This window comes from Enterobacter cloacae complex sp. AR_0002, assembly GCF_001922365.1.
GTDB lineage: Bacteria > Pseudomonadota > Gammaproteobacteria > Enterobacterales > Enterobacteriaceae > Enterobacter > Enterobacter hormaechei_C.
Genome location: NZ_CP018814.1, coordinates 2,309,853 through 2,330,627 on the forward strand (window position 1 = coordinate 2,309,853; position 20,775 = coordinate 2,330,627).

The following is a 20,775-nucleotide window of genomic DNA, read 5'->3' on the forward strand; positions in this document are numbered from 1 at the left end:
ATAAACGTCACGACCCGATGATCCCGCCGTCCGCTTTGGTAATCACCACCGTTGACGATCGCGGACGCCCGTTCGGGCTGGCGTCTGGCCAGTTGGAAACAGCGCGCGGATTGGCCGGGTCGGTAATATCATCCCCGCCCTCCCCCGGATGCTGAATGTTGATAAACAGCGTGCGGTTGTCCGGCGTAAACGCAATGCCGGTGATTTCACATCCGCGCGGCCCGGTCAGGAAACGGCGATACTCGTTGGTGCCCGGAATGGTGGCCACCATCTGGTTATTGCCCATCCCCTCGTAGGCTTTCTTATTGATGGTGCTGGAGGAAACGTCGGTCTGGATCCACAGCACGCCCTGGTGATCGAACGACAACCCATCCGGGCTGCCAAATGCCGCGCCCTGCATCGAGCCTTTGGCTTTGGGATCGTCGCCCTCGGTGCGCCCGGCCATGACCAGAATATCCCACTTAAAGCGTGCGGCGGCAGGATCGGCACCCTCTTCGTGCCAGTGCATGATGTGACCAAACACGTTATTAGCGCGCGGGTTGGCGGCATCCACCGGCGCCTTGCCCTCTTTACCGCGATCGCTGTTGTTGGTCAGCGTACAGTAGACGCTGCCGCTGGCGTGCGGATCGACGGCTATCCACTCCGGGCGATCCATTTTCGTCGCCCCCACCACGTCGGCCGCCAGACGGGTTTTAATCAGCAGATCGCCCTGGCTTGCAAAACCGTTGCTTTTATCCAGGCCATTTTGCCCGAAGATCAGCGGCAGCCAGTCGCCGCTGCCGTCCTCGTTGAACCTGGCGACGTACAGCGTGCCGGACGTCAGCAGCTGCATATTGGCTTCCTGGTTCGCGGGATCGTATTTTTTATCCGAGACAAACTTATAGATGTACTCAAACTTCTGGTCGTCGCCCATGTAGACCACCACGCGATTATCGGCGGCGAGCGTGACGGCGGCCCCCTCATGCTTGAAGCGGCCGAGCGCGGTGTGCTTGCGCGGGGTGGAGGTCGGGTTGTAGGGATCGATCTCCACCACCCAGCCGAAACGGTTGGGTTCGTTAGGGGTTTTATCAACGCTGAACCGCTCATCCACCTCGTTCCAGCGGTACGATTCATCGCTGTCGCTGATGCCGTAGCGTTTTTCCAGCGGGTTGAGATCGGCTTTTTTGACAAAAATGTCCGACCAGTTCTCCTCGCAGGTGAGATAGGTGCCCCACGGCGTGTGGCCGTTGGCGCAGTTCTGCATGGTGCCCAGAACGCGTTCCCCCTGCGGGTCGGCGGCGGTTTTCATTAAATCCTGATGCCGCGCCGGGCCGGTAAGCTGCATCGGCGTATTGACGGTAATACGCCGGGCGAAGGAAGACGGACGCACTACCTCCCAGCCGCTGCCCGTTTTTTTCACTTCCACCACCGACACGCCCATCGCGTTCTGCCCCTTGCGTGCCTTGTCGAGACTCCAGTTCGCCGTACCGTCGGTAAACAGCATTCCGTTGTCGATGTACTCATGGTTCAGCGCCAGCAGGCCATGCTCCGGGTTTTGCGCCCCCTGCGGCAGGCTAAACCACGCCATGCCGTCGTGGTGCATGCCCGCCTGCACAGCCTGTTCGTCTGTGGTATTGCTGGCGTCCGGCTTAAAGGCCGGCATGTTGTCCTTGATCCCCGTCGGATCGCCCCAGCGATAGAACGGGCGGGCGATATAACCTTCCGGCACCCTGACCGTGTCTTCCGTACAGACGTCGATGCTGGTAAAGCCCAGGGAAACCGCTTTTGCCAGCGCGGAAGGCTTCGATACCGCGGCAATGGCATTTTCGGGTGTGATCAGATACGGGAATGATACGGCAGCCCCCGCTACGGCCCCCATCTGGAGAAAACGGCGGCGCGAGAGGAACACTTCTGCAACCTCGGAGAATACCGGGTTAGCGCTGCGGTTACTGATATCGTCGCGATGTTCTTTTTTAAATACGGATTTGAGGGGTCTGCCCATAGCGGCTTCCTGTCATTGGCCAAGAGGTAAGGTTGTGGCGACCAGTGTAAGAAGCTTTTATTACAATTTTATAACACGACAACGAAGGGATTGGGGCGTCCCTGCCCCGGATAACGAGGTGGAACGCTTAGAACTCGTAGCCAACCGAGACCTTAAAGGTACGCGGCTCGCCCTGAGTAATGTAAGTACCGGAATCGTCCACGCTTGACCAGTAGTTCTCGTTGGTCACGTTGTCGATACCTGCCCGTACGGTCATCTGATTTTCATTGTGGTTCACCGCGAAGCGATAGCGCATGCCCAGATCCAGCGTGGTGTAGCTGTCCAGCTTTTTGCTGTTCGCAAGATCGGCATACTGCGTGCCGGAGTGGTTAACGCGCGCGGTCGCCGTCAGGCCTTCAATCGGCTTGATATCGTACTCTGCGCCCAGCACGGCGTAGAAGCTCGGAATACCGATCGCATCGTTGCCCTGATTGACGCCGTTTTTGGTTTTGGTCAGCTCGGCCTGCAACCAGGTGGCGCTGGCGTTCAGACGCATCCCGAGCATTGGCTCGCCGAAGACGTTCAGCTCCACGCCGCGGTTACGCTGTTCTGCATCCAGACCATAGTGACCGCTGTCGTCAAGGATCGCCGACGGCATTTTGATCTCAAACAGCGCCAGGGAGCCGCCCACGCGGCCAAAGTCCGCCTTTACGCCCACTTCGTTTTGCTTAGAGTGAACGATACCGGTGCTCTGGCCGTAGTTGTTTGCTGAGCGAGGCGCGGTTTCACCGGGCTGTAACGCCTCGGTGTGGTTGGCGTAGAGGGAAATTTCCTCCCACGGTTTATAGACTACGCCGTAGGTGGGCATCCAGCGGCTGCCGTCGAAACCGTCCGCGTCGTTTTCCGCACCGGTGATTTTGTTGTACCCGCGAATCACCACTTTCTGATGCCGCGCGCCTGCGGTGAACAGCAGCTTGTCATCCAGCACGCCCAGGGTATCACTCAGCAGCCAGCCTTGCGTGCGGGTGCGCCCGCTGGTCAGCGGATCGCTGTATTTGCCGCCTGAGCCGTTGAGGTTGGAGCTGTCCGGCATATCGACGCCGGTGTTGTGGTAGATGTTGGTGGTCGGATTATCCTTCGTCGCCGACATTTTCCACGCGATCTTTTCGTTTTTGGTCATCGCCGAATAGCCAACATTGACCTTGTGCGAGACGAATCCGGTAGTGAAGTTACCGCGAATGCCCGCCATGCCGCTGACAGAATCGCTGATGCGGTTGGTATCAAGGCGGCTGACCGTCGCATTACCGCTCTTATCGAGGAGCTTCGGCGCGCTGTAGATCCCTTCTTCGTGCGCGTGCTGCGCGCCGAGACCGGTATACGCCGTCCAGCTATCGGTGATGTCATACTCGCTGCGCCACATCCCGAACTCGTTTTCGATATCGCTGTAGGCCCACTTCTGCGAGAAGTTACGATCGTTCTTCGGCGGTTCAGGCACAAAGTCCACCGCCGAGATGTTGACGCTGGTCGGGCTGCCGTGGAAGGTTTTTTTCTGGTAGCCCAGGTCCAGCGAGGTGCGGAAACGGTCGCCTTTGTAATCCAGACCAGTAGAAAGCAGCGTGGTGCGGCGGCGGTCGTTCGGCACGCCGGTTTCGCCTTCACGATGCACAAGGTTCACCCGCGCGCCAAACTGGTCGTTATCGCCAAAGCGGCGGCCCGCATCCAGCGTGGTGCCAATCTGGGAATCCGAGGTGTAGTCCACACCCACTTTCGCCTGCGGGGTGTCGCCCGCGTGTTTTGGCTCAAGGTTGATCATCCCGCCCACGCCCGAGCTTGCGGCACCGTTCATCAGGGAGTTGGCCCCTTTGAAGATCTCGATGCGGTCGACCATCTGGGCATCCACCACCTGACGCGGCAGCACCCCGGACAATCCGCCAAAGGTCATGTCGTCGCCGTCAAACTTCAGGCCGCGAATGCGGAAGGTTTCCGCGCTGTTGCCGTACCCCTGAACAAATTGCACGCCCGCGTCGTTGGCAACCACGTCAGCAATGGTTTTTGCCTGCTGATCTTCCACCAGCTTCGAGGTGTAGCTGATGATGTTGAACGGCACGTCCATGGCGTTTTGCTGACCGAGCATACCCATGCGCCCGCCGTTCGCCACCTGCCCGTCAAGGAAGGCGGGCACCAGCTGGTCGCCGCCGGGTTTGAAATCACTCCCCGCCGTGGACTGGACGACGATGGTGTCCTCTTTTTTCTCATCCGCCGCAAAAGCGGAGTGGGTTACCGCGCCGATGGCAATCGCCAGCAGCGTTTTGTGCATTGTGGTGTTGTTCATAATGAGCTCTTAACGTGCGCGCAAAAATGACCCGTTGTCGGGCCTTAAAAGTTATTAAAAGAAATGCAAATGAGAACTATACGCATTATGTATACGTAATCAAGTGTAAACGGCCTCTCTGAGCGAGAAGCGGCAAGAAACAATGTTGGGAGGGAGGTAGGGCGCGCAACCACCCCGAAACAGGGGTGGTTACTAAGGTATTATTTTTTCTTGTAAATATCGGCGGTGCCGTGAATTTTGTTGTTTGTATTACCGGAAGTCAGCACCAGTACATCAGCACCTTCTTTATCGGCCTTTTCGACCAGTTCTTTTTTCGCATCGTCGACAGAGACTTCGTTAGCCGTGCTCACGGTACCGATTTTTTCGTACTGTGATTCAACTTTCTCAAACTCGTTTTTCGTCAGCAGTTCAGCCGCAAAGGTATTGGTGGTAAACAGAAATGCAGCGCCCATCAAAATAGCAGTCGTTTTTTTCATAACCTTTTTCCTTGAGATTAATCAGCAACTACAAAAAGCCCCACGAGTGAGAGTGAGGTGATATGAGCATGGTAGAGGAATAATAAAATTGCCACAGCGTAAGAAAAATACTGTTATAACAGTCAATTGTGCTGTGAAAAATGTGCGTTAACGCTACTTTCGCGATGGTTGTTTCATGAAGAAAATCAGGCTGGCTTGAAACTGGCATAAGTTACTGATTTTAAATGGCACGCCCTGTAGGATTCGAACCTACGACCTACGGCTTAGAAGAACGTAGAGTACTATTTAACGCACTGTAATATCATTGGTTTTTCCGCGCTCGCAACGCGTTTGTGTCATTACGTGTCATTACATGCTGTCGTATTTCCTTCTGATTCATCCATGCATGACACAACTGTGACACAGAGAATGCATAGCCATGCCTCATGGTATAGCTGTGTAGTTTCCTTCACATCACCGGGCAATCATCAAACTCACCTGTCCGCGCATCGTTGATGATGTACGTGATGACTCCAAATATTGGTAGCGCCCCGCTGATACCCTCGTCGTTACTAGGCAGCCTCTCCTTTCTCCCGTTCGCCACATTCTCAAGATGCGGCTGCGGATATGTGCGATATCTCTTTACTTTAAACTCACCGTTGCAGTCACAGATAAGCAGCGAGCCGTCACACGGCTTAAGCGACGAATCAATCACAAGCAGCGCATCCTTCATGATACCGCAGCGGTAGATAGTCTCACCCGCCCGCATGTAGTACGTAGCGGCTGGTTTCTGGATAAGCGCTTCATCAAGTGACAGACGACTTTCAACGTAATCAGCAGCAGGGCTCGGGAATCCCATGATACATCTCCGATAGTTACTGTATATACATACAGTAGTATCGATCGGCGGTATCGATCAATCACTTTTACAGTGATACTATGCTTGCCGTTAATCCGAAAACTCAGAAATGTTTATAAAATGGTTGATTTTCTTGTACGTTTTGCTGCCTTAATCTCGCTTTGCGGTCTTGTTACTGGTTACAGCGCAGATAACTTCTCGCTTCAAATTGCTGAGGTGGTGATGCTATTCATATGGTTATTCTCAGACATGCATCATTTGAAGAAATTGGCAATGAAAATCAAAGAATATTTTAAGGGTTAAAGGCTTATGCTTCGCATTTTTGGCAAGTATGTTTCAGTTGGTGTGGTGAATACGGCGTTGCACTGGCTATGTTTCGGAGGGCTAATCCATTTCTTTGGCGCTACACAGACCGTAGCGAACATCATAGCCTTCTGTATCGCTGTAACATTCAGTTTTTTCGTAAACGCAAAATGGACCTTCAAATCCCAGGCTACTTCTGTGCGTTATTTTGCGTTCGTCGCCTTCATGGGCTCAATGGCTGGAATAACTGGATATATCGCTGACGTTACCGGTGCTCCGGCTATTATTACTCTCATCGTCTTTTCCGGCTTTAGTCTTGTGGCCGGTTTCATCTATTCAAAGTTCATTGTCTTTAGGGATGCGAAATGAAAATTTCTCTGGTCGTTCCGGTGTTTAATGAAGAGGAAGCGATTCCAATCTTCTATAAAACTGTGCGGGAATTTGAAGAGCTAAGACAGCATGAAGTCGAGATTGTCTTTATTAATGACGGCAGTAAAGATGCAACAGAATCAATCATAAACGCGCTTGCTGTGGCCGATCCGCTTGTCGTTCCTCTTTCCTTCACCCGCAATTTCGGTAAAGAGCCTGCGCTGTTCGCCGGTCTTGACCACGCTACAGGTGAAGCAGTTATCCCGATTGACGTTGATCTGCAGGACCCGATTGAAGTCATTCCTCATCTCATCGGGAAATGGCAGGCCGGCGCGGATATGGTTCTTGCTAAGAGAACAGACCGCTCTACGGATGGACGACTCAAACGCAAGACCGCAGAGTGGTTCTATAAGCTGCACAACAAAATCAGCAATCCGCAGATCGAGGAAAACGTTGGCGACTTCCGCCTGATGTCCCGGGATGTGGTTGAAAACATCAAGCTAATGCCAGAACGCAACCTTTTCATGAAAGGCGTCTTGAGCTGGGTTGGTGGCCGCACTGATGTTGTTGAGTATGCCCGCGCAGAGCGTGTTGCCGGGGATTCTAAGTTCAATGGATGGAAGCTGTGGAATCTTGCATTAGAGGGCATCACCAGTTTCTCAACTTTTCCACTGCGCATGTGGACGTATATCGGTTTGCTCGTTGCGGGAATGGCCTTTATGTACGGCGCTTGGATGATTATTGACACCATGGCATTCGGGAACCCAGTTAGAGGCTATCCTTCTATATTGGTATCAATTTTATTCCTCGGCGGTGTGCAATTGATCGGTATTGGAGTTCTCGGTGAGTACATCGGCAGGATTTATATTGAGGTTAAAAATAGACCTCGTTATATTTTGAAGGAAAAAATAAATGGTTAGCTTTCACAAAAAAGAATTATCATTATTCAATGCATGGATATTCTCGCTTGTAATAATATCGATCGGATACTACCCACTGATCAATGACAGGCTCTATCTGGTTGATGATATCACCAGGTCAATCAAAGGCTACTTTGGGTGGATGGAATTAGGCAGACCATTAACTGAATGGCTTGCTATGTTCTTGAGCACCAGTTCTGACCGCCTTGCCGACATTACGCCTTTACCTCAATTATTGAGCATTGTTGCGCTATCATATTTAACAGTGCTTTTACTTAAAAATACTTTCCATAAAATCACCATCGGGAATGCACTAATATGCATAACTGTAGCAGTAAATCCACTATTGCTTGGTAATATGTTGTTCAGGTTTGACTCATTATCAATGATATTGTCCATGCTGTTACCTGTTCTAGCATGGGACTTACTAAACAAAAATAGGGCTATTTATGCGCTGGCATCCCTTGTTGCATGTCTTTCTTTTTACCAGCCAGCAATTGCAATATTCCCTATATTGGTAATAACTACATTTATTCAATCTAAAAAAGACAACAATAAAAATATAGAGTACATTATAAAATCTGCGGGCCTTACCGTAGCGTCTTGCGTTTTATATTATTTCGTAGTTGTAATTAACACCATTAAGTCCACAGAAAAGAGGGCTGACTTAAATACTGGGTTAGCAAGTAACATTTACACAGGAATCCATACCTCTATTTCAACAGCGTTGCAATCTTATGGCCATGTCGCTGCTATATTAATAGCGGTAGCAACGCTAGCTTTTATCATTGTATACGCAAAACATATCATTGCAGTAGTTAAGGATGGCGCGGGGAAATCAAGATTTTTAAACCTTTCCCTAATGGCGCTCGCTCCTGTTGTAATATTAATTTGTTCTGCTGGTGTCAACCTGATTCTTAGCAATGGGTACTATCCAACGAGAGTTTTGTTTCCAATAGCGTTTATAATTTTCCTGGCTCTTGCTATCCCCGCCATATTTAGTGATTTCTTTAATCGTATTGCAGTATATTTATCTATCGCGCTGATATTCTCATCAACTTCGGTAATTTATGCCACAGCATCTTCACTTTATCATCAGCAGCGCTACGATTCATATGTATTATTTTCCTTAAGCGAAAAGCTATCATCTTTAAAATCGGAGAAAAATACATATATATTCGGCGCAACAGACTATTCAGAGGCGTCAAAAACTTCAAACAGAGCGTTCCCAATACTAGATCACATAAAGAACAACTACTATGACATGACATTAAGTCAGTCATTAATCAACAATGGAATTAGGAACATAAGATTCTCTGGTAAGAACAGGCAGATTTCCTATGACTTAGAGAAAATGGCTTGCAATGGTGAGATGAACCTTATTTACTCCATGCCTCAATACTCCATATTCGAGAATGATAAAAACTTACTAATTTATCTCGGTGGGCGTGTTTGTAATAAATGAAGATCTTAGGATAGTTTAAGCTGCTAACACGTTCATGAAGACATCAAGGGCGTAAATTACCCTTGATGTCTTACTTTATATTTTAGGTCAGATTATTTCTGGTGCTTTTGATGGGTCTACCGATTCGAGCGCATCAAGATAATCAAGCCACTCATTAAATGAGGCTTTTTCGTCATCTTTCAGGCGACCCAGCGCCAACTTTGAAGGCCACTGTTTGCTATCTATGTAGTCGTTCGCCTGGCTAATCAAACCACTCTTTTCGATTTCAGCCTGCTTAACTAGCTCATCGTAGGTTGGCTCTGGTAATGGTGGCTCAACTGGTGCAGCGAACTCTTTTCCGTCATATGTCCAGCCAATACCTGCATTTAGGCCATCTATATTCTTTGTCTTAAAAGCATCAAAGAGATCGCCCACCCCATCCCACACCACAGTGTTAACAACGATGCCATCTTTGATTACAGCGTAGATGCTCATTATACGTATTCCTCGACAATTACAATCCCGCTTGTACCACCGCCACCTGGCGCTACGTTTCCAATAACGACTTGTGCAGCATAGCCTCCCGCGCCACCAGATCCATATCCAGTTCCACTTTTCGCAACAGTATTCACGGCCGACACACCACCACTAAAACCGATGAATGGACTACCACCCGCGCCCCTTTGCACCCGTATCCTGCTGTATCAGTGCCTATCAATCTTCCAGCAATAAGACGAATCACAGGCATGCAAGTTGAGATAAACACAGACCGCCACTCTCTAAGTCGGCATGATGAAAAAGATAAACCTGACTGTTAAGGAGCACCCGCAGACGTGATTAAATCGCCTGCCGGTAGTCAAAGATAGGCCTGCCGAGAGATATTACCTCTGGGGTAATTTGGGTGTGGTGATGCGAGGGTGATAGCAAGTATTGCAGAGGAGCCCACCTGAGTGGGCTTGCATATTATTTCAAAAGATATTAACTCAATGAAACCTATTTATTAATTTCAGTTCACACGCATGATTTTATCAAATACTGCTAGTGTAAGTTGCACTTGAGAAAAGGTTTTTCCATACTTTAGTTTGCACCACAACCTGGCCCGAGCCGCATGACAAACTGCCGTTTGTGTTGTGGCACCCTGCGCCATCCATAGACGTAATCTTAGATACGTCACATGAAATCCCCTGCATGCCACGCGCCAGTGTAATGGTACCCCCGTTAGACGTGGTGGCGGCGTTATTCCCGTCCGTTTCTACGGAACCGCGAAGGATAACGCTGCTGCCGTTGGACGCGATGAATGTGTAGCCGGAGTCGCCACGGTACCAGCAGTTATCAACGAACAGTCGCGCACTGGATACGTTAATAAAGTTAACACCAGTCTGCACGCCGAACATTTCTGTGTTGCTAATGTGCACGGCCACCTGTTGCGTCTGTCGCTGTACTGAAACTACGTTGACCCCATCGTCCTGACGGCAGTTAGACATAAATATAGAGTCAATACGTCCATCCACCCCAACGCCCCGATATGCGTAACCGTAGGTGCTGTCGTCGAAATGGTAGTTGCTGTTACTGATAACCAGGCTACCGATGTAACCACGGGTGTTTACTATCGCCGAGTTAGGGTCTTTAATAAACAGAGTGTTGCAGTTGGAAATATTCAGTTTTCCCACTGTCACCTGCGATGCATTTGCCCCGAGGTTAACTATGCTGTACGCCGTTCTCGGGGTTCCGTCTATAGTCATCGAGTGCACGATGGTCTGAGCGTTAGTGTCACCGGTAACCATAATAAGAGGCTGATTAGCGGCAGACTGAGACATTATGTTTGTAATGCTCAGGGTGTCAATTTCAACGGCATAAGTAACGCCCGCTGGCTGCGGCCCGTGGAGGCCGTCGATTACGATTGCCTGAGCACCCGGTCCTGGCGTAGCAAACACATCGCTTATAGCGAGGCGTTCTATTTTCATGCGCCCACGGCTCTGTGCATCACCCTTAGCATACAGTACGCAGTTGCCGGATTGGCCGTAGAGCTTAGACACACTTATGCTGCGGAAAGTGTTCATACCAGCGGTGCCGAGTGCCACAAGTGATGTCGCACGAGTGCCTTCGTCGTTATTAACGTTGCGAACGTAGATACCCTCTATATTGATGTTGGCGAAGTCTCCAGGTTCAGCAATGTCGTAATTTGGGTAATCACCATCTGTCAGGGCGCAGAAGTCATCACCGGTTACTCCGCTAAGATTCTTAATCCATGCGTTTTCTATCGGCGGCTGAAGGTGAATGCCATCGGAGATCGTGTTGAAGCGCAGGCCATCTGCGTGCAGGTTCTGAACTTTACAAATTAGCCAGCAGTATTTACGGGAGTTACGGAACATGAGCCCTCCGCCGATGCGAAGCGTCGTTACGTTTTTGAAGATAGCCCCCATAGCGTTAAGTCCGCTGAATGGCTTCTCAAGCCCGTCATAGTCGAGAGTGCCAGCACCCCATATTTCAATGATATCATCGGCGGTCCCGGCTCCACCGTCGGTCTCGTACGCATAGTTACGGAGCAGGTTGCCGTTGTAGGTGCTGGCCGCGCGAATGGTCACCCCAGGACCAATCCAAAGCCGAGTACCTGAGCGCAATATCCATGCACGATCCGTTAGATATGTACCCGGCTTCTCGAAACGAATATCCCCGCCCGCGGCAAACATAGCATCCAGACCGGAGCCAATGATGTTTGTGGTGCTTGGTTCAATACCATACATCTGAGGGGTGCGGTATTGAATGGCAGAACCGACTGTACCAGCAGGATAGACAGAGCCAACCGAGACCCCGACCAGACCAGCGCCACTCACCGATGCAAGCGCAGCCCGCAATGACGCATCCCCCACCCCAATCCACGCCCCAGGCGCAATACCACCAGTGCTGGCTGGGGTTGAGTTGGCCGGAACAACTTTCGGGCCGGAAGCAAACGAACCAGTCCATTTGTAATATTCGCCGTCGGCGGTGTTCAGCAGCACCTCATTCGGGTTGTTGATTGTCGCGCCGGTGGTGAAAGTTTTCCCTGTAAGAATTACGTAACCGTAGGCGGCCATTGCCTGCTGGGAAAGATAGTTGATGCCCTCAATGGTGTAGTGCTTCTGACCAAAGCGATCGATATAGGTCCACCCCATCGATGTGACGAATTCGTCAATTTTCCCCGCGTTAAATTTCAAGTCGCGAGGTGATTCACTTGGTACTGCATCTTGAGTTGGTTGCGTAGCCATATTGATTCCATTAAAAAACCCGGCGCGATAGCCGGGTTCGGTTGGTCGGGGACGGTTCTTATTGGTAGATGGCGTCGCTGTATTCCGCGACGGTAAGAGATACCGTGTTATCGGTGTTCGGTTTGATGCTGTTGACCGTCCATAGTTGGCTGTCCAGCTCCTCTACTGTCGCGATGAGATAGCGCGACGGGAGCTGCACAGTCTCTCCGTTCCAGATGTTGAGCTGAATATCGGGTATTGCCGCGGTGAAGCCGTACTTCGTGTCGCTACGGGCCGTCGCCGGATAGCGCAGGGTCGGGTTACCCAGACTATCGGTAACAAGCACATACATCGAACCTGTGAAGGTGATCGGCTCGCTGGTATCGAAGTCATTCCCGGCGCGGCCGGTGATGTAACCCTGCTGCTGGTTACTGTCGTAGATATCAGGCATCTGAATGACGCTGCCGACCTGAATTATCCCGTCCTCAAACACTTTGGCGTTCATCTTCACCCGGGAGTAGATCAGGCGTTTCGTTTCGCGCAGCGCGCGCTCCCGCGCCTGGTACTCGTTACGAAAGCCGACAATCTCAAGCTTATTCGGGTTCTCCGCTTCCTGCTCGACGATAGCGCCGTTCAGCACGCGGTAGTTGATGTACGTCTTATTGTTCGTGGTAGGGTGGACGTAGGACACCTGTACGCCGTCGTAGCCGCCAGGAAGCGTGGCCTCGTATGTCATTTTGTACTCGTCAGTTTTCATGTTGGCCCGGTTGAATACGGCCGCCGGGTAATCAACCTTCTGATCGCGGGTAAACGTCAGCACGCCGTCATCCCAGTACGCCACCACCGACGCCGCATTACAGATCGCCTGCACGCGGTCGCCAAGTGAGTCGTTCTCGTCGTCAAATGTGTAATCGAAGTAGCCCAGACGCTCGTCAGGCAGACTTTCTGCGATAGAGTACAGCCCGTACAGGTCAATGCTGCTTACCGGCTGTTCGCCCATAATCAACCAGGTATGCGCCACCGCATCTGCGAACGACCGCGATGGCCTCAGCGTATAGTCAACCGTCTGCGCGTCCAGGTCGTACGTGATGGTATGGCGGGTCACCAGCGCGTTGTATTTGCGCTCGCGGCTCCCCAATGCGTTCTCAGTCGCCCTCACCTTCACTCGTACCAGCGTGTCGGTCGGGTGAACGACATTCGTACGGATGTTGATGCTGTGGATCTCTTCGACCTTCAGCAGGGAAGCATCACCAGAGTTATCCGTTCGCTGAAAACTGACCGCATACTTCCCGAAGCCGCCGGTCGGTGTGATTTTGTCGGTGCGATAGAACACTTCACTCGTCGACTGGTGAGGTGTCGTCTGCCGGTACGTGAACGTCTGCTGCGTTCCCGGGACCTGGTTGTAGTCATCGTCAATTTTCCAGATGACAACCTTCCAGTTGGTCTCTTTCTTCCCGCCCAGACTTGATTGAGTATGCAGCCACAGTTGCGTTGACTCGACCGGGGAGAAGAACGGGCCGACCACCAGCGCCTCGTTATCGTTGAGGATGAACTTAGTGGTGTTGATGGTGGCGTTCGCCGGGATGTCCTGCGGACCCTCGAGCTGGTTCATCGTAAACGTGTACCAGCGCACCGGGTTAACAACCGCACCGTCGTTTGTTTCAACGGCGGAGATCAGCGTGCCGGAGAAGGTAGCGTCAGTAGTAACGTTGCCTGATGCAGTGCTGTACGTGACATTGATGGTGAAAGTCACCGCGTGCGGCAGCACCAGGCCCATAAAGTAATCGAACTCGGCCTGCTTCACGATTTTCATCGCTATCTGGCCGCCGGAATACGTGCCGCTGACTACAGTGTTTGCAGTCGCTGTTTCGATCGGGAAGTCACTGGCTTCGTTCTGCCCAGGCACCTCCTGCCCGTCGACGTCATCAAATCCGTAGCCTTCGACGATCTGCGGGATGACCTCACCAGGCTGGAAGAACTGAAATTCAGCACCGGCCAAAGAGCCAAGGCTCGATTCTGAGTAGCGAACAGACTCGTAATCGTATTTGCCGATCCCGATGCACATCCACTCGGTTACGTACTTCAGGCCGCCGTCCGTAGACGTCTGGTGAACGTATTCGAATACAGATTCCTGAATCAGGTCAGGGAAAGAGCGAATCTGCCCGTAGATGTCCGGCTTGGCCTTGTAAACTCGCGCGATATTTGTCTGACCGGTCAGGCTATTGTTGGGTGAGTCGACGGTATTACCGCCGCTGTTCGCGATAGCCGGTTTCGGTGCCAGGAACGAAAAGACCTGGCCAACCACTTTGAATATCGGGCTCAGGATGTCGCCGACAATGCCCTTTGGCTGGTCGAAAATCTGGATATGGTCCAGCTCGCTCAGTTCAAACGCCAGCTCATCGTCGTCGCCCAGCTTCACACCATTGCGGACGATCAGCAGATCGCGGTGAAAAGTAGCGTCATTGGCCGCCAGCCAGTCATAAAAAAGGGTGCCGTTTGGCACCCTGCAACGCAGCTTAGGCGTTCCTGGAAAATTCGATATCTCAACCAGCGCCATATTCGAAAAACTCCACTTTGGTGAATGCCCGCTGAATGACCAGCAACGAATCCATGCGTACGCTTCCGTTCTCGCCGCGCGAGTGCAGCGCCTGCCGGTTCAGTACCATGCCAACGTGTGCCGGTTGCGCGCCGCGGTACCCGACGAATATCCCGCCCTCGACCGGTTTATGGACCTTGCGCCAGAAAACGACGTCTCCCAGATAGCAAGTGAAGAAATCTTCCCCGGCTTCGTAACCCGGCGTCTGGTGCAGCTCAATGCCGAGAACGTGTCGGTAATACAGCACCACCAGACCCCAGCAATCAGTCTTTTCGAATGAGCAGGCGCGGTTAGACCACGGCACGCCGATCATCCGGCTGATAAAATCAGAGGTACTGAAGTCCCGTGTATTCGACTGGATCATATGGTTGGCCAATGTTGTTATTTAGCGGGTTTGTCATTGATAAAGTAACTGATGCGTTATCTGAAACAACATCGACAGTTTTTACAAATAATGTCCAATTCTTCATTGGCGTAGAGGTATCAACCCTATCGAAAACCTGACGAGTTGCCGTGATAGGCGACAGCCTGGAAACACCACTCCACTTCTTCATCAGCGTTTTGATATCTGAAGACAGTCGCCCAAGCTTCACCGTTGCGTCGATTACCGGAGTTCCGCTCTGCTGGCTCTCTTCGATTTCAAACCGCGCAGGCGTGTACGTCTGGCCGCCAAGCGTCTTCGGGAAGAACTGTTTGTCGACGAGGCGGACGTAACCAAAGGAGGGGTGATAGAACGTGATGGTGTTGTAACAGCCGCTAATCGGGCGCTTCTGATTATATTCACGATATGAAGGCATCAGGGAACCCTCGGAAGACTTTCTGGATCGCGTCCGTCCGGATAGCCAGTCACCACGATATCAAGCACTGAAGGCCACGGCGGCGGCAGCTCAACAATTACGTCGTCAAACTCGTCGTCAGCGTTGTACAGGTGGTTGGCAATAACCGTTCCCGTCCAGGTCACCACTCCGCCGTCGATACTGGTTTGCACCGGCATCTGGATGAAATGAAGCTCCTGGAGTTGCAGGCCGCTACCGCCAAGATTGATATTCATCCGGAACCAGTTCAGGCCCCGGTTGAGATAGTTTGGGCTGCGTAACCACTGCTGGAATGCTCGTTCCTCAGCCAGAGTGAAGATCCACGTCAGTGACCAGGTCACTTTCACGTCGTCGGTAAGGTTCTGGAATATAGCCGGGCCGACCGCTGGCTGATCGGTCTGGAACCCGGTATCGAGCGTCATGTTTTTGCTGGCCTTCTGCGCCAGCGGCAGCCAGTCGGGATAGTCGATAATTGGCATCAGCCCTGCCCTCTTGGCGTGCGTTTAACGTTCATGTTGCTGGTTATGGCGTTGCTTGCTGGGCCACCGTTATTCATGTCAGCTATAAAAGCTTCAAGCGTCCATGAACCATCGCCGTTCTGCGTAGCCTGAGCATCAACAGACGCGGATGAGTAGTTGTAGATGTTGAGAATCGGAGCACCGCCGCCTCCACCCGAAGTCATGTCCTTATTGCTGATCACCCTGCCGTTGTCGCCCGGTATCATGTACTGCTTACCGGTACTGGCCTGGTAAATCTCCGGCTTCCCTCGCTCACCGACCTGATAAAGACCTCCTGCATTCACCGGGCCGCCATTGTAACGCATACCGGTTAAAGCAAGGCCCTGTGCCAGGCCTACCGTTGAAGCAATTCCTGTCATGGCAGGGACTGAGTTTGCCCCAAATGAAGCGAGACTCGCCATGGCGGCGGCAGGAGCCCAAGCTGTAGCCAAGATTGCAGCCTGAGATGCTCCAGCAGCAGTAGCCGCTGCGCCCAATGTCTGCCCTATAATGAAGTTTTTGAGGGCCTCAACTCCAACCTGGACTAGCGCATTTACCACGCTGTTCAGCATCGTATTCCCGAGCGAACGCATAGCATCCTGCGCTGACATCGTTCCGGTGATCAGCCCGGTTAACGCATTGGATGCATTGCCTGAAAACGCATCTACTGCACTTGTCAGCATGCTGTACCCCAGACTCTGCTGGCTAAGAAGCTCCCATTGTGCAGCGGTTCTTTGCTGCTCATACTGCGTATCGGCAGCATTTTTAAGGGCTAATGCATTCTGGTGAGCTAATAACCCCTGCTGCTCGAACTGTTGGATAAGGGCCAGTTGCTGTGCATGCTGATTAGCTAATTGCTGCACTGGATCAACCTGTGCAACTGCCTCTTGCTGTGGCGTCACCGCCTGCTGCGCGCGGATTTTTGCGAGGTTTGCCTGGTGAGTTGCCTCCAGTCTCTCAGATGTCTGATTGAACTGCTCCTGACTGATTTTCTTAGCAGCCAGAGCGGTATTCAGATCCTGAACATCCTGCTTATAGCTTGCGTTTTCACGCGCTTCTGGCAGGAGCTTCTCGGCTGCGGCCTGTGCTTTGAGCGCATTGGCCGTATCCCATTTTGCCGCCGCGTACTGACCCGCCAGCGCGAGCTGTTCTTTTGTGGCTCCTTTTCCGAGAGACTGCTGCGCATTCAGAATCGCCTGCTCGCGACTCAGCTTATTTGTTGAGTCAGCGGCAAGCTCCGATTGCTGCTTGAGATTAGCCAGCTTCTGAGCGATAGACTCCGCCTGAGACGCTCCTTTCTTCTGTTCGGATTTGAGGGCCTTCTGCGCCTCTGTATTTTTGTAAGTGGCAGCAGCATCATCTTCCATCTGCTTAGCGTGCGGATCATCCTTAGCAAACCCGGCATCTTCGGCGGCGTATTGCGCCTGCAGTCGGGCGCGAGCCTCCCCCTGGAGCTTCGATAGTGCCAGGTTGCGCTCGGACTGCTGGATAAGGTTTTTCTGTCCTGCAGTGAGGTTATCTGTCGACTCTTTAAGCCTGTCCACTCTATAAGCAGCATCAGCAGCAACACCGGCTAACTGAATTATTGGCCCAAGTAGTTCAGTTATTGCTTTTTGGCCGTCCTTTGTCGAAGACGTCATGCCCTGCAATTTAGTTGCCAGATCTTGAAGAGCCTGAGGTGATGGATTCTTGCTTAAATCCGAGAGCTCCTTAGCAAGATCAAACGCTGCCTGGTCGCTAATTCCAAGCTTGGAGGCCAGCGCCCCGACGGTGTTTGTGATAGTAGAGCCGGTGGCATTCCATTCCATTCCTGCGGCGCTTATCTGCTTAAGAGCCTGGGCGTAATCGTTGGTAGTGATATTGAGGCTACCAAGCCGATCATTAAAGCCCTCTACTGAAGCATAACCACCAGACAATGCAGAAAGAGCTTTGTCGCCAAATGAGATGAAAGAATCAGTAGCATCACTGATAGATTTCGGGATTTTGGCAATTGCCTGGTTATATTCAAGCATCGCCTGATTGCGCATTAAAGTAGCAACTTCAGCATTTGTCTTTGCCAGGTATGCGTATTTGTCTGAGAGAGCGGCCACGCCATTTTGGGAAATGGTGATCACCTTATCCATCGCTTCGGCTGCATCTTTCAGCGCGTCCATGGCGTTCTTTCCGCCATTAAGCGATGTGATCAGCACGCCAGCGATGACAGAGCTCAGCGCGATCACTGCGCCAACTACCGCGCCGCCTGGACCAAACGCGCCAGCGAGCTGCGAGCCCTGCTGGGCGAATGCTACCAATGCTGACTGACCGCCCTGGACTTGTACGATAAAGTCCTGCACCTGGTAACCGGCCTGCTGCATGCTGGACTTCCAGCCTTTATTGCTGCCCATCGAAGTATCAGCAGCACCTTTCATGTCGAAGAGCCGCCCGGTCAACTCGCCGATCTTCTGCTTCTCTTCGTCTGTCGCTTTCGACCCGGCGCGGAGCTGTGCAGCAAGAACAGCCGCACTGCGCGCGCCGTTCTCCTGCGCTTCATCCAGCACAGCCAGCTGGTTACCCAGCGCCTCGATGATTGATTCCGCGCGATTAAACTCACTGTTAGCGCCGCCGGTCCCGCTGCGGGCCTCTTCCATAGCGCGGGCGATGCCGCTCACGTTGGTATTCAGCTTGCGCAGCTGGTTATCCATCGAGTTGGCATACCCGGCCAGTTCAGTAAACGCGGACCCGGTTTGGGATGCGCTCTGATCGAGGTTATCCATTCCCTTTCCGGACTGCTGGGCTGCAGCATCCAGTTTATCCAGAGCATCAATGGCCTGTTTCCCGCCCTGCAGCAGCGGCTCAACGTCGGCGCTGATTTCATAAACGATGCTACCGGCGTTCTTCTCACCTGCCATCGGTTTCTCCAGATAGATATTCGTTACTTAGATATTGTTTTATCCATAATTTTCAATGATATTTGAATAGCCACCGCATTGATTTCGCGGACCTGCTCTCGAATGGATGACTAAAATGCAAACGAAACTTATTGCCGAATTAAAGAAAATCGAACATGGAATCAAGAAAAATGCTGGGAAGAAAATTCCATATTCCCACCCTGCATACGATCAATTAATTGAGGACTTTTCAGCTCAAGATAAGATATTCAAAGATGTTGATCCAAATGATGTTGATTACCAGATTGCTCATGACCTGATCCTCGCTATTGATAATGAGCTTACCGCTTTACATGATAGAGAGCAGATAATGGGCTCCTTTGGAGACAACCTACCAAGCAGGCCACCATTTAAACGTTTATAAGTTTTGATCTATATGCCGCCATTCTTGTCTTGCCCTTTTTGCTCTTCGGGCAAGATAAGCATCTGCTACGGCGTCGTACTCTTCTCTCGTAAAACCTTTCTGGTCCGGGTATTTCGCCGCCAGCAGCATCTGAAATTCGGTCATTGTTAACTGAGAGGCTTCGGCGCGATTCATGCCGAAGTGGCTACGTGCAGCGCTGATGTAGTCGAAGGCCTTAAATTCTGTAGTTCGTTCACCAGTTTCGTGGCGCTGCAACTGGCGGACTTTGGCTTTACCGACGACCCCGTGCTGCATGAGGTGCTGCGCCAGCACGATGATGTCGTTCTTCGGCATCTGGCCCGGGCGGTAGACGACACAATGCCGCCACCCTTTCCATTCACCGATCATTGGCGTCAGGTCGTCCTCACAGCACGCCTGTAGCACAAGCATGCACGTCGATAACAGCTTCTCGGCTGCGCGGCTGAAAGAAGGAGACATCCATTCAGGAAAGCGCCCCAGCGTGCCAGCGCACACCTCAATGAGATGAGCGACATCATTGCCGTGGATGGTGGCGTATGCCTGCACAATCTCTTCCGGAGTGCCGATCCTGGTCATGGCCTCGAATGAAGGTCGCAACAGGTAATCTTTCCCGCCTTCGCAGCTGTCGCTGATAGACAGTTCGCCAATATCGGTTAAAGCAGTCATAGGCCTTCCAGTAAACGGTCATTATCAAGGGCAGCACGCCGCCCTTTGGAATGTCCGTTAGGTAACGGTAACCGTATGCACGGCCACAAAGTTGCCGTCTTCGGTGTTGATGATTATCTGCGCGCTGCCGGTGGCGACGCGCGTCACGGTAACGGTGTTTCCGGAGGCGGTAGCCGTTGCTTTGGTCGCATCGGTAGTCGCTACAGTGAAATCTTTGTTTGTAGCGCCGATTGGTGCGATGTTCACCGTGAAGGTGCTGGTGCCGCCTGCTGTGCCGGTGCTGGTTGCCGGAGTTACCGTTACGCCAGTCACTGCTACAGCAGTCAGTTCGTTCACTTCGATGGTGCTTGCGTCACCGACTTTGAACTCAGTAGAGAACGTGACGATGTCGTTACTGCCTCCGTCTGAACTGAGCGCACTGATATTCATATAACCAACAAACTCTACCGGGCCGTAATCCATTCTTACCCACATTCCAGGCTGACGTTTCGCTTTTAATTCTGTAGCGAAGTAGGTAATGAATTTGCCAATGCCATACTGGTCGAGCTTATCCTTCTTACGAACCTCCCCCTCGAAGCTGATCGTGAAGTCGCTGTTAGTGATGATTGTCTCTACGTAGCCTGCCCCATCATCTGCGTCAGAAGTTACTGAGTTAGGGTTGAAGTCGAAGCCTTTCGACGTACCAGCGGCCAGCGCCATCCACTCACCTTCGAGTGGTTTGACGTCCGGGCAGCCATCAGCCACTTCGAGCACGACGGCAGCTCCAAATAGCCGCTCATTTGAGTTACTGCAATTAGCCATCTTTGACCTCTTTTAGCCATAAAAAAAGGCCGCCAGATGGCGACCTTGGTTAACGATGTTTGGTCTTATCGACCGTGGTTTTCATGATACCCGAAGCGTTTTTCCGCTTCCTTTCTGACGGCGATTGCCTCTTCTAAGGTGTCGAAACAACCAAGCCACACTCTCTTCCCACCTTCCTGAATAAAGCTTCGATATTTAATGAGATGGTCACTCCCTCCTTCCCGG

Annotated in this window: 18 protein-coding genes; 5 read left to right on the top strand and 13 right to left on the bottom strand. The window is 51.9% G+C overall.

Translation table 11 applies throughout. The annotated features are described in order from the left end of the window. Positions 1-7 precede the first annotated feature (7 nt). The 4 genes from AM329_RS11335 to AM329_RS11350 form a co-directional block, all read right to left on the bottom strand. A complete protein-coding gene (locus AM329_RS11335; protein WP_032608766.1) occupies positions 8-1,981 on the bottom strand; it encodes a PhoX family phosphatase in 1,974 nt (657 codons plus the stop codon). Between the two features lie 127 nt (positions 1,982-2,108). Further along, positions 2,109-4,292: a TonB-dependent siderophore receptor gene (locus AM329_RS11340; RefSeq protein ID WP_032665464.1), complete on the bottom strand. Its 2,184-nt coding sequence runs from the start codon at positions 4,290-4,292 to the stop codon at positions 2,109-2,111. A 200-nt stretch (positions 4,293-4,492) separates the two neighbouring features. Further along, positions 4,493-4,768, bottom strand: coding sequence for a DUF1471 family periplasmic protein YahO (gene yahO, locus AM329_RS11345; RefSeq protein WP_003858898.1), 276 nt, complete (start codon positions 4,766-4,768; stop codon positions 4,493-4,495). 448 nt (positions 4,769-5,216) lie between these two features. Beyond that, entirely contained in the window at positions 5,217-5,606 is a 390-nt protein-coding gene (locus AM329_RS11350; protein ID WP_032608765.1) for a S24 family peptidase, read from the bottom strand. 120 nt (positions 5,607-5,726) lie between these two features. On the opposite strand from AM329_RS11350, the gene AM329_RS11355 reads away from it, so the two are divergent. From AM329_RS11355 to AM329_RS11370, 4 genes are read left to right on the top strand one after another with little or no spacing between them, the layout of a single operon-like run. Next, entirely contained in the window at positions 5,727-5,909 is a 183-nt protein-coding gene (locus tag AM329_RS11355) for a hypothetical protein (RefSeq protein ID WP_032608764.1), read from the top strand. Between the two features lie 6 nt (positions 5,910-5,915). After that, positions 5,916-6,278 (top strand): GtrA family protein, encoded by a 363-nt coding sequence (locus AM329_RS11360; protein ID WP_032608763.1) that lies wholly within the window; start codon positions 5,916-5,918, stop codon positions 6,276-6,278. Then, positions 6,275-7,198 (top strand): glycosyltransferase family 2 protein, encoded by a 924-nt coding sequence (locus AM329_RS11365; protein WP_032608760.1) that lies wholly within the window; start codon positions 6,275-6,277, stop codon positions 7,196-7,198. Before AM329_RS11360 ends, AM329_RS11365 begins: the two co-directional genes overlap by 4 nt. After that, entirely contained in the window at positions 7,191-8,663 is a 1,473-nt protein-coding gene (locus tag AM329_RS11370; protein ID WP_032608759.1) for a glucosyltransferase domain-containing protein, read from the top strand. The genes AM329_RS11365 and AM329_RS11370 overlap by 8 nt, the downstream gene beginning before the upstream one ends. Positions 8,664-8,750: 87 nt before the next feature. Here AM329_RS11370 and AM329_RS11375 read toward each other — a convergent pair whose 3' ends face one another. The 7 genes from AM329_RS11375 to AM329_RS11405 all read right to left on the bottom strand — a co-directional run bounded on the left by AM329_RS11375 (position 8,751) and on the right by AM329_RS11405 (position 18,662). Beyond that, positions 8,751-9,137, bottom strand: a complete 387-nt coding sequence (locus tag AM329_RS11375) for a tail fiber assembly protein (protein ID WP_032608758.1) — start codon at positions 9,135-9,137, stop codon at positions 8,751-8,753. A 533-nt stretch (positions 9,138-9,670) separates the two neighbouring features. Next, on the bottom strand, positions 9,671-11,887 hold the full coding sequence (locus tag AM329_RS11380) for a hypothetical protein (RefSeq protein WP_032608756.1): 2,217 nt from the start codon (positions 11,885-11,887) through the stop codon (positions 9,671-9,673). A 58-nt stretch (positions 11,888-11,945) separates the two neighbouring features. Further along, positions 11,946-14,423: a host specificity factor TipJ family phage tail protein gene (locus AM329_RS11385; RefSeq protein ID WP_032608755.1), complete on the bottom strand. Its 2,478-nt coding sequence runs from the start codon at positions 14,421-14,423 to the stop codon at positions 11,946-11,948. After that, positions 14,410-14,775: an NlpC/P60 family protein gene (locus AM329_RS11390; protein ID WP_032608754.1), complete on the bottom strand. Its 366-nt coding sequence runs from the start codon at positions 14,773-14,775 to the stop codon at positions 14,410-14,412. The genes AM329_RS11385 and AM329_RS11390 overlap by 14 nt, the downstream gene beginning before the upstream one ends. A gap of 13 nt (positions 14,776-14,788) precedes the next feature. Then, positions 14,789-15,259 (bottom strand): hypothetical protein, encoded by a 471-nt coding sequence (locus tag AM329_RS11395; RefSeq protein ID WP_015571561.1) that lies wholly within the window; start codon positions 15,257-15,259, stop codon positions 14,789-14,791. Further along, positions 15,259-15,756, bottom strand: a complete 498-nt coding sequence (locus AM329_RS11400) for a hypothetical protein (RefSeq protein WP_032608753.1) — start codon at positions 15,754-15,756, stop codon at positions 15,259-15,261. Before AM329_RS11400 ends, AM329_RS11395 begins: the two co-directional genes overlap by 1 nt. Next, positions 15,756-18,662: a phage tail tape measure protein gene (locus AM329_RS11405; protein WP_032608752.1), complete on the bottom strand. Its 2,907-nt coding sequence runs from the start codon at positions 18,660-18,662 to the stop codon at positions 15,756-15,758. The genes AM329_RS11400 and AM329_RS11405 overlap by 1 nt, the downstream gene beginning before the upstream one ends. 115 nt (positions 18,663-18,777) lie before the next feature. Between AM329_RS11405 and AM329_RS11410 the strand changes: the two genes are divergently transcribed. After that, complete coding sequence (locus tag AM329_RS11410) at positions 18,778-19,065, top strand: hypothetical protein (RefSeq protein ID WP_032608750.1); 288 nt, start codon at positions 18,778-18,780, stop codon at positions 19,063-19,065. Here AM329_RS11410 and AM329_RS11415 read toward each other — a convergent pair. Both AM329_RS11415 and AM329_RS11420 read right to left on the bottom strand, forming a co-directional pair. Further along, on the bottom strand, positions 19,060-19,749 hold the full coding sequence (locus AM329_RS11415) for a DUF6246 family protein (protein WP_032608748.1): 690 nt from the start codon (positions 19,747-19,749) through the stop codon (positions 19,060-19,062). The genes AM329_RS11410 and AM329_RS11415 overlap by 6 nt on opposite strands. Positions 19,750-19,806: 57 nt before the next feature. Next, complete coding sequence (locus AM329_RS11420; RefSeq protein ID WP_032608746.1) at positions 19,807-20,550, bottom strand: Ig-like domain-containing protein; 744 nt, start codon at positions 20,548-20,550, stop codon at positions 19,807-19,809. Positions 20,551-20,775 lie beyond the last annotated feature (225 nt).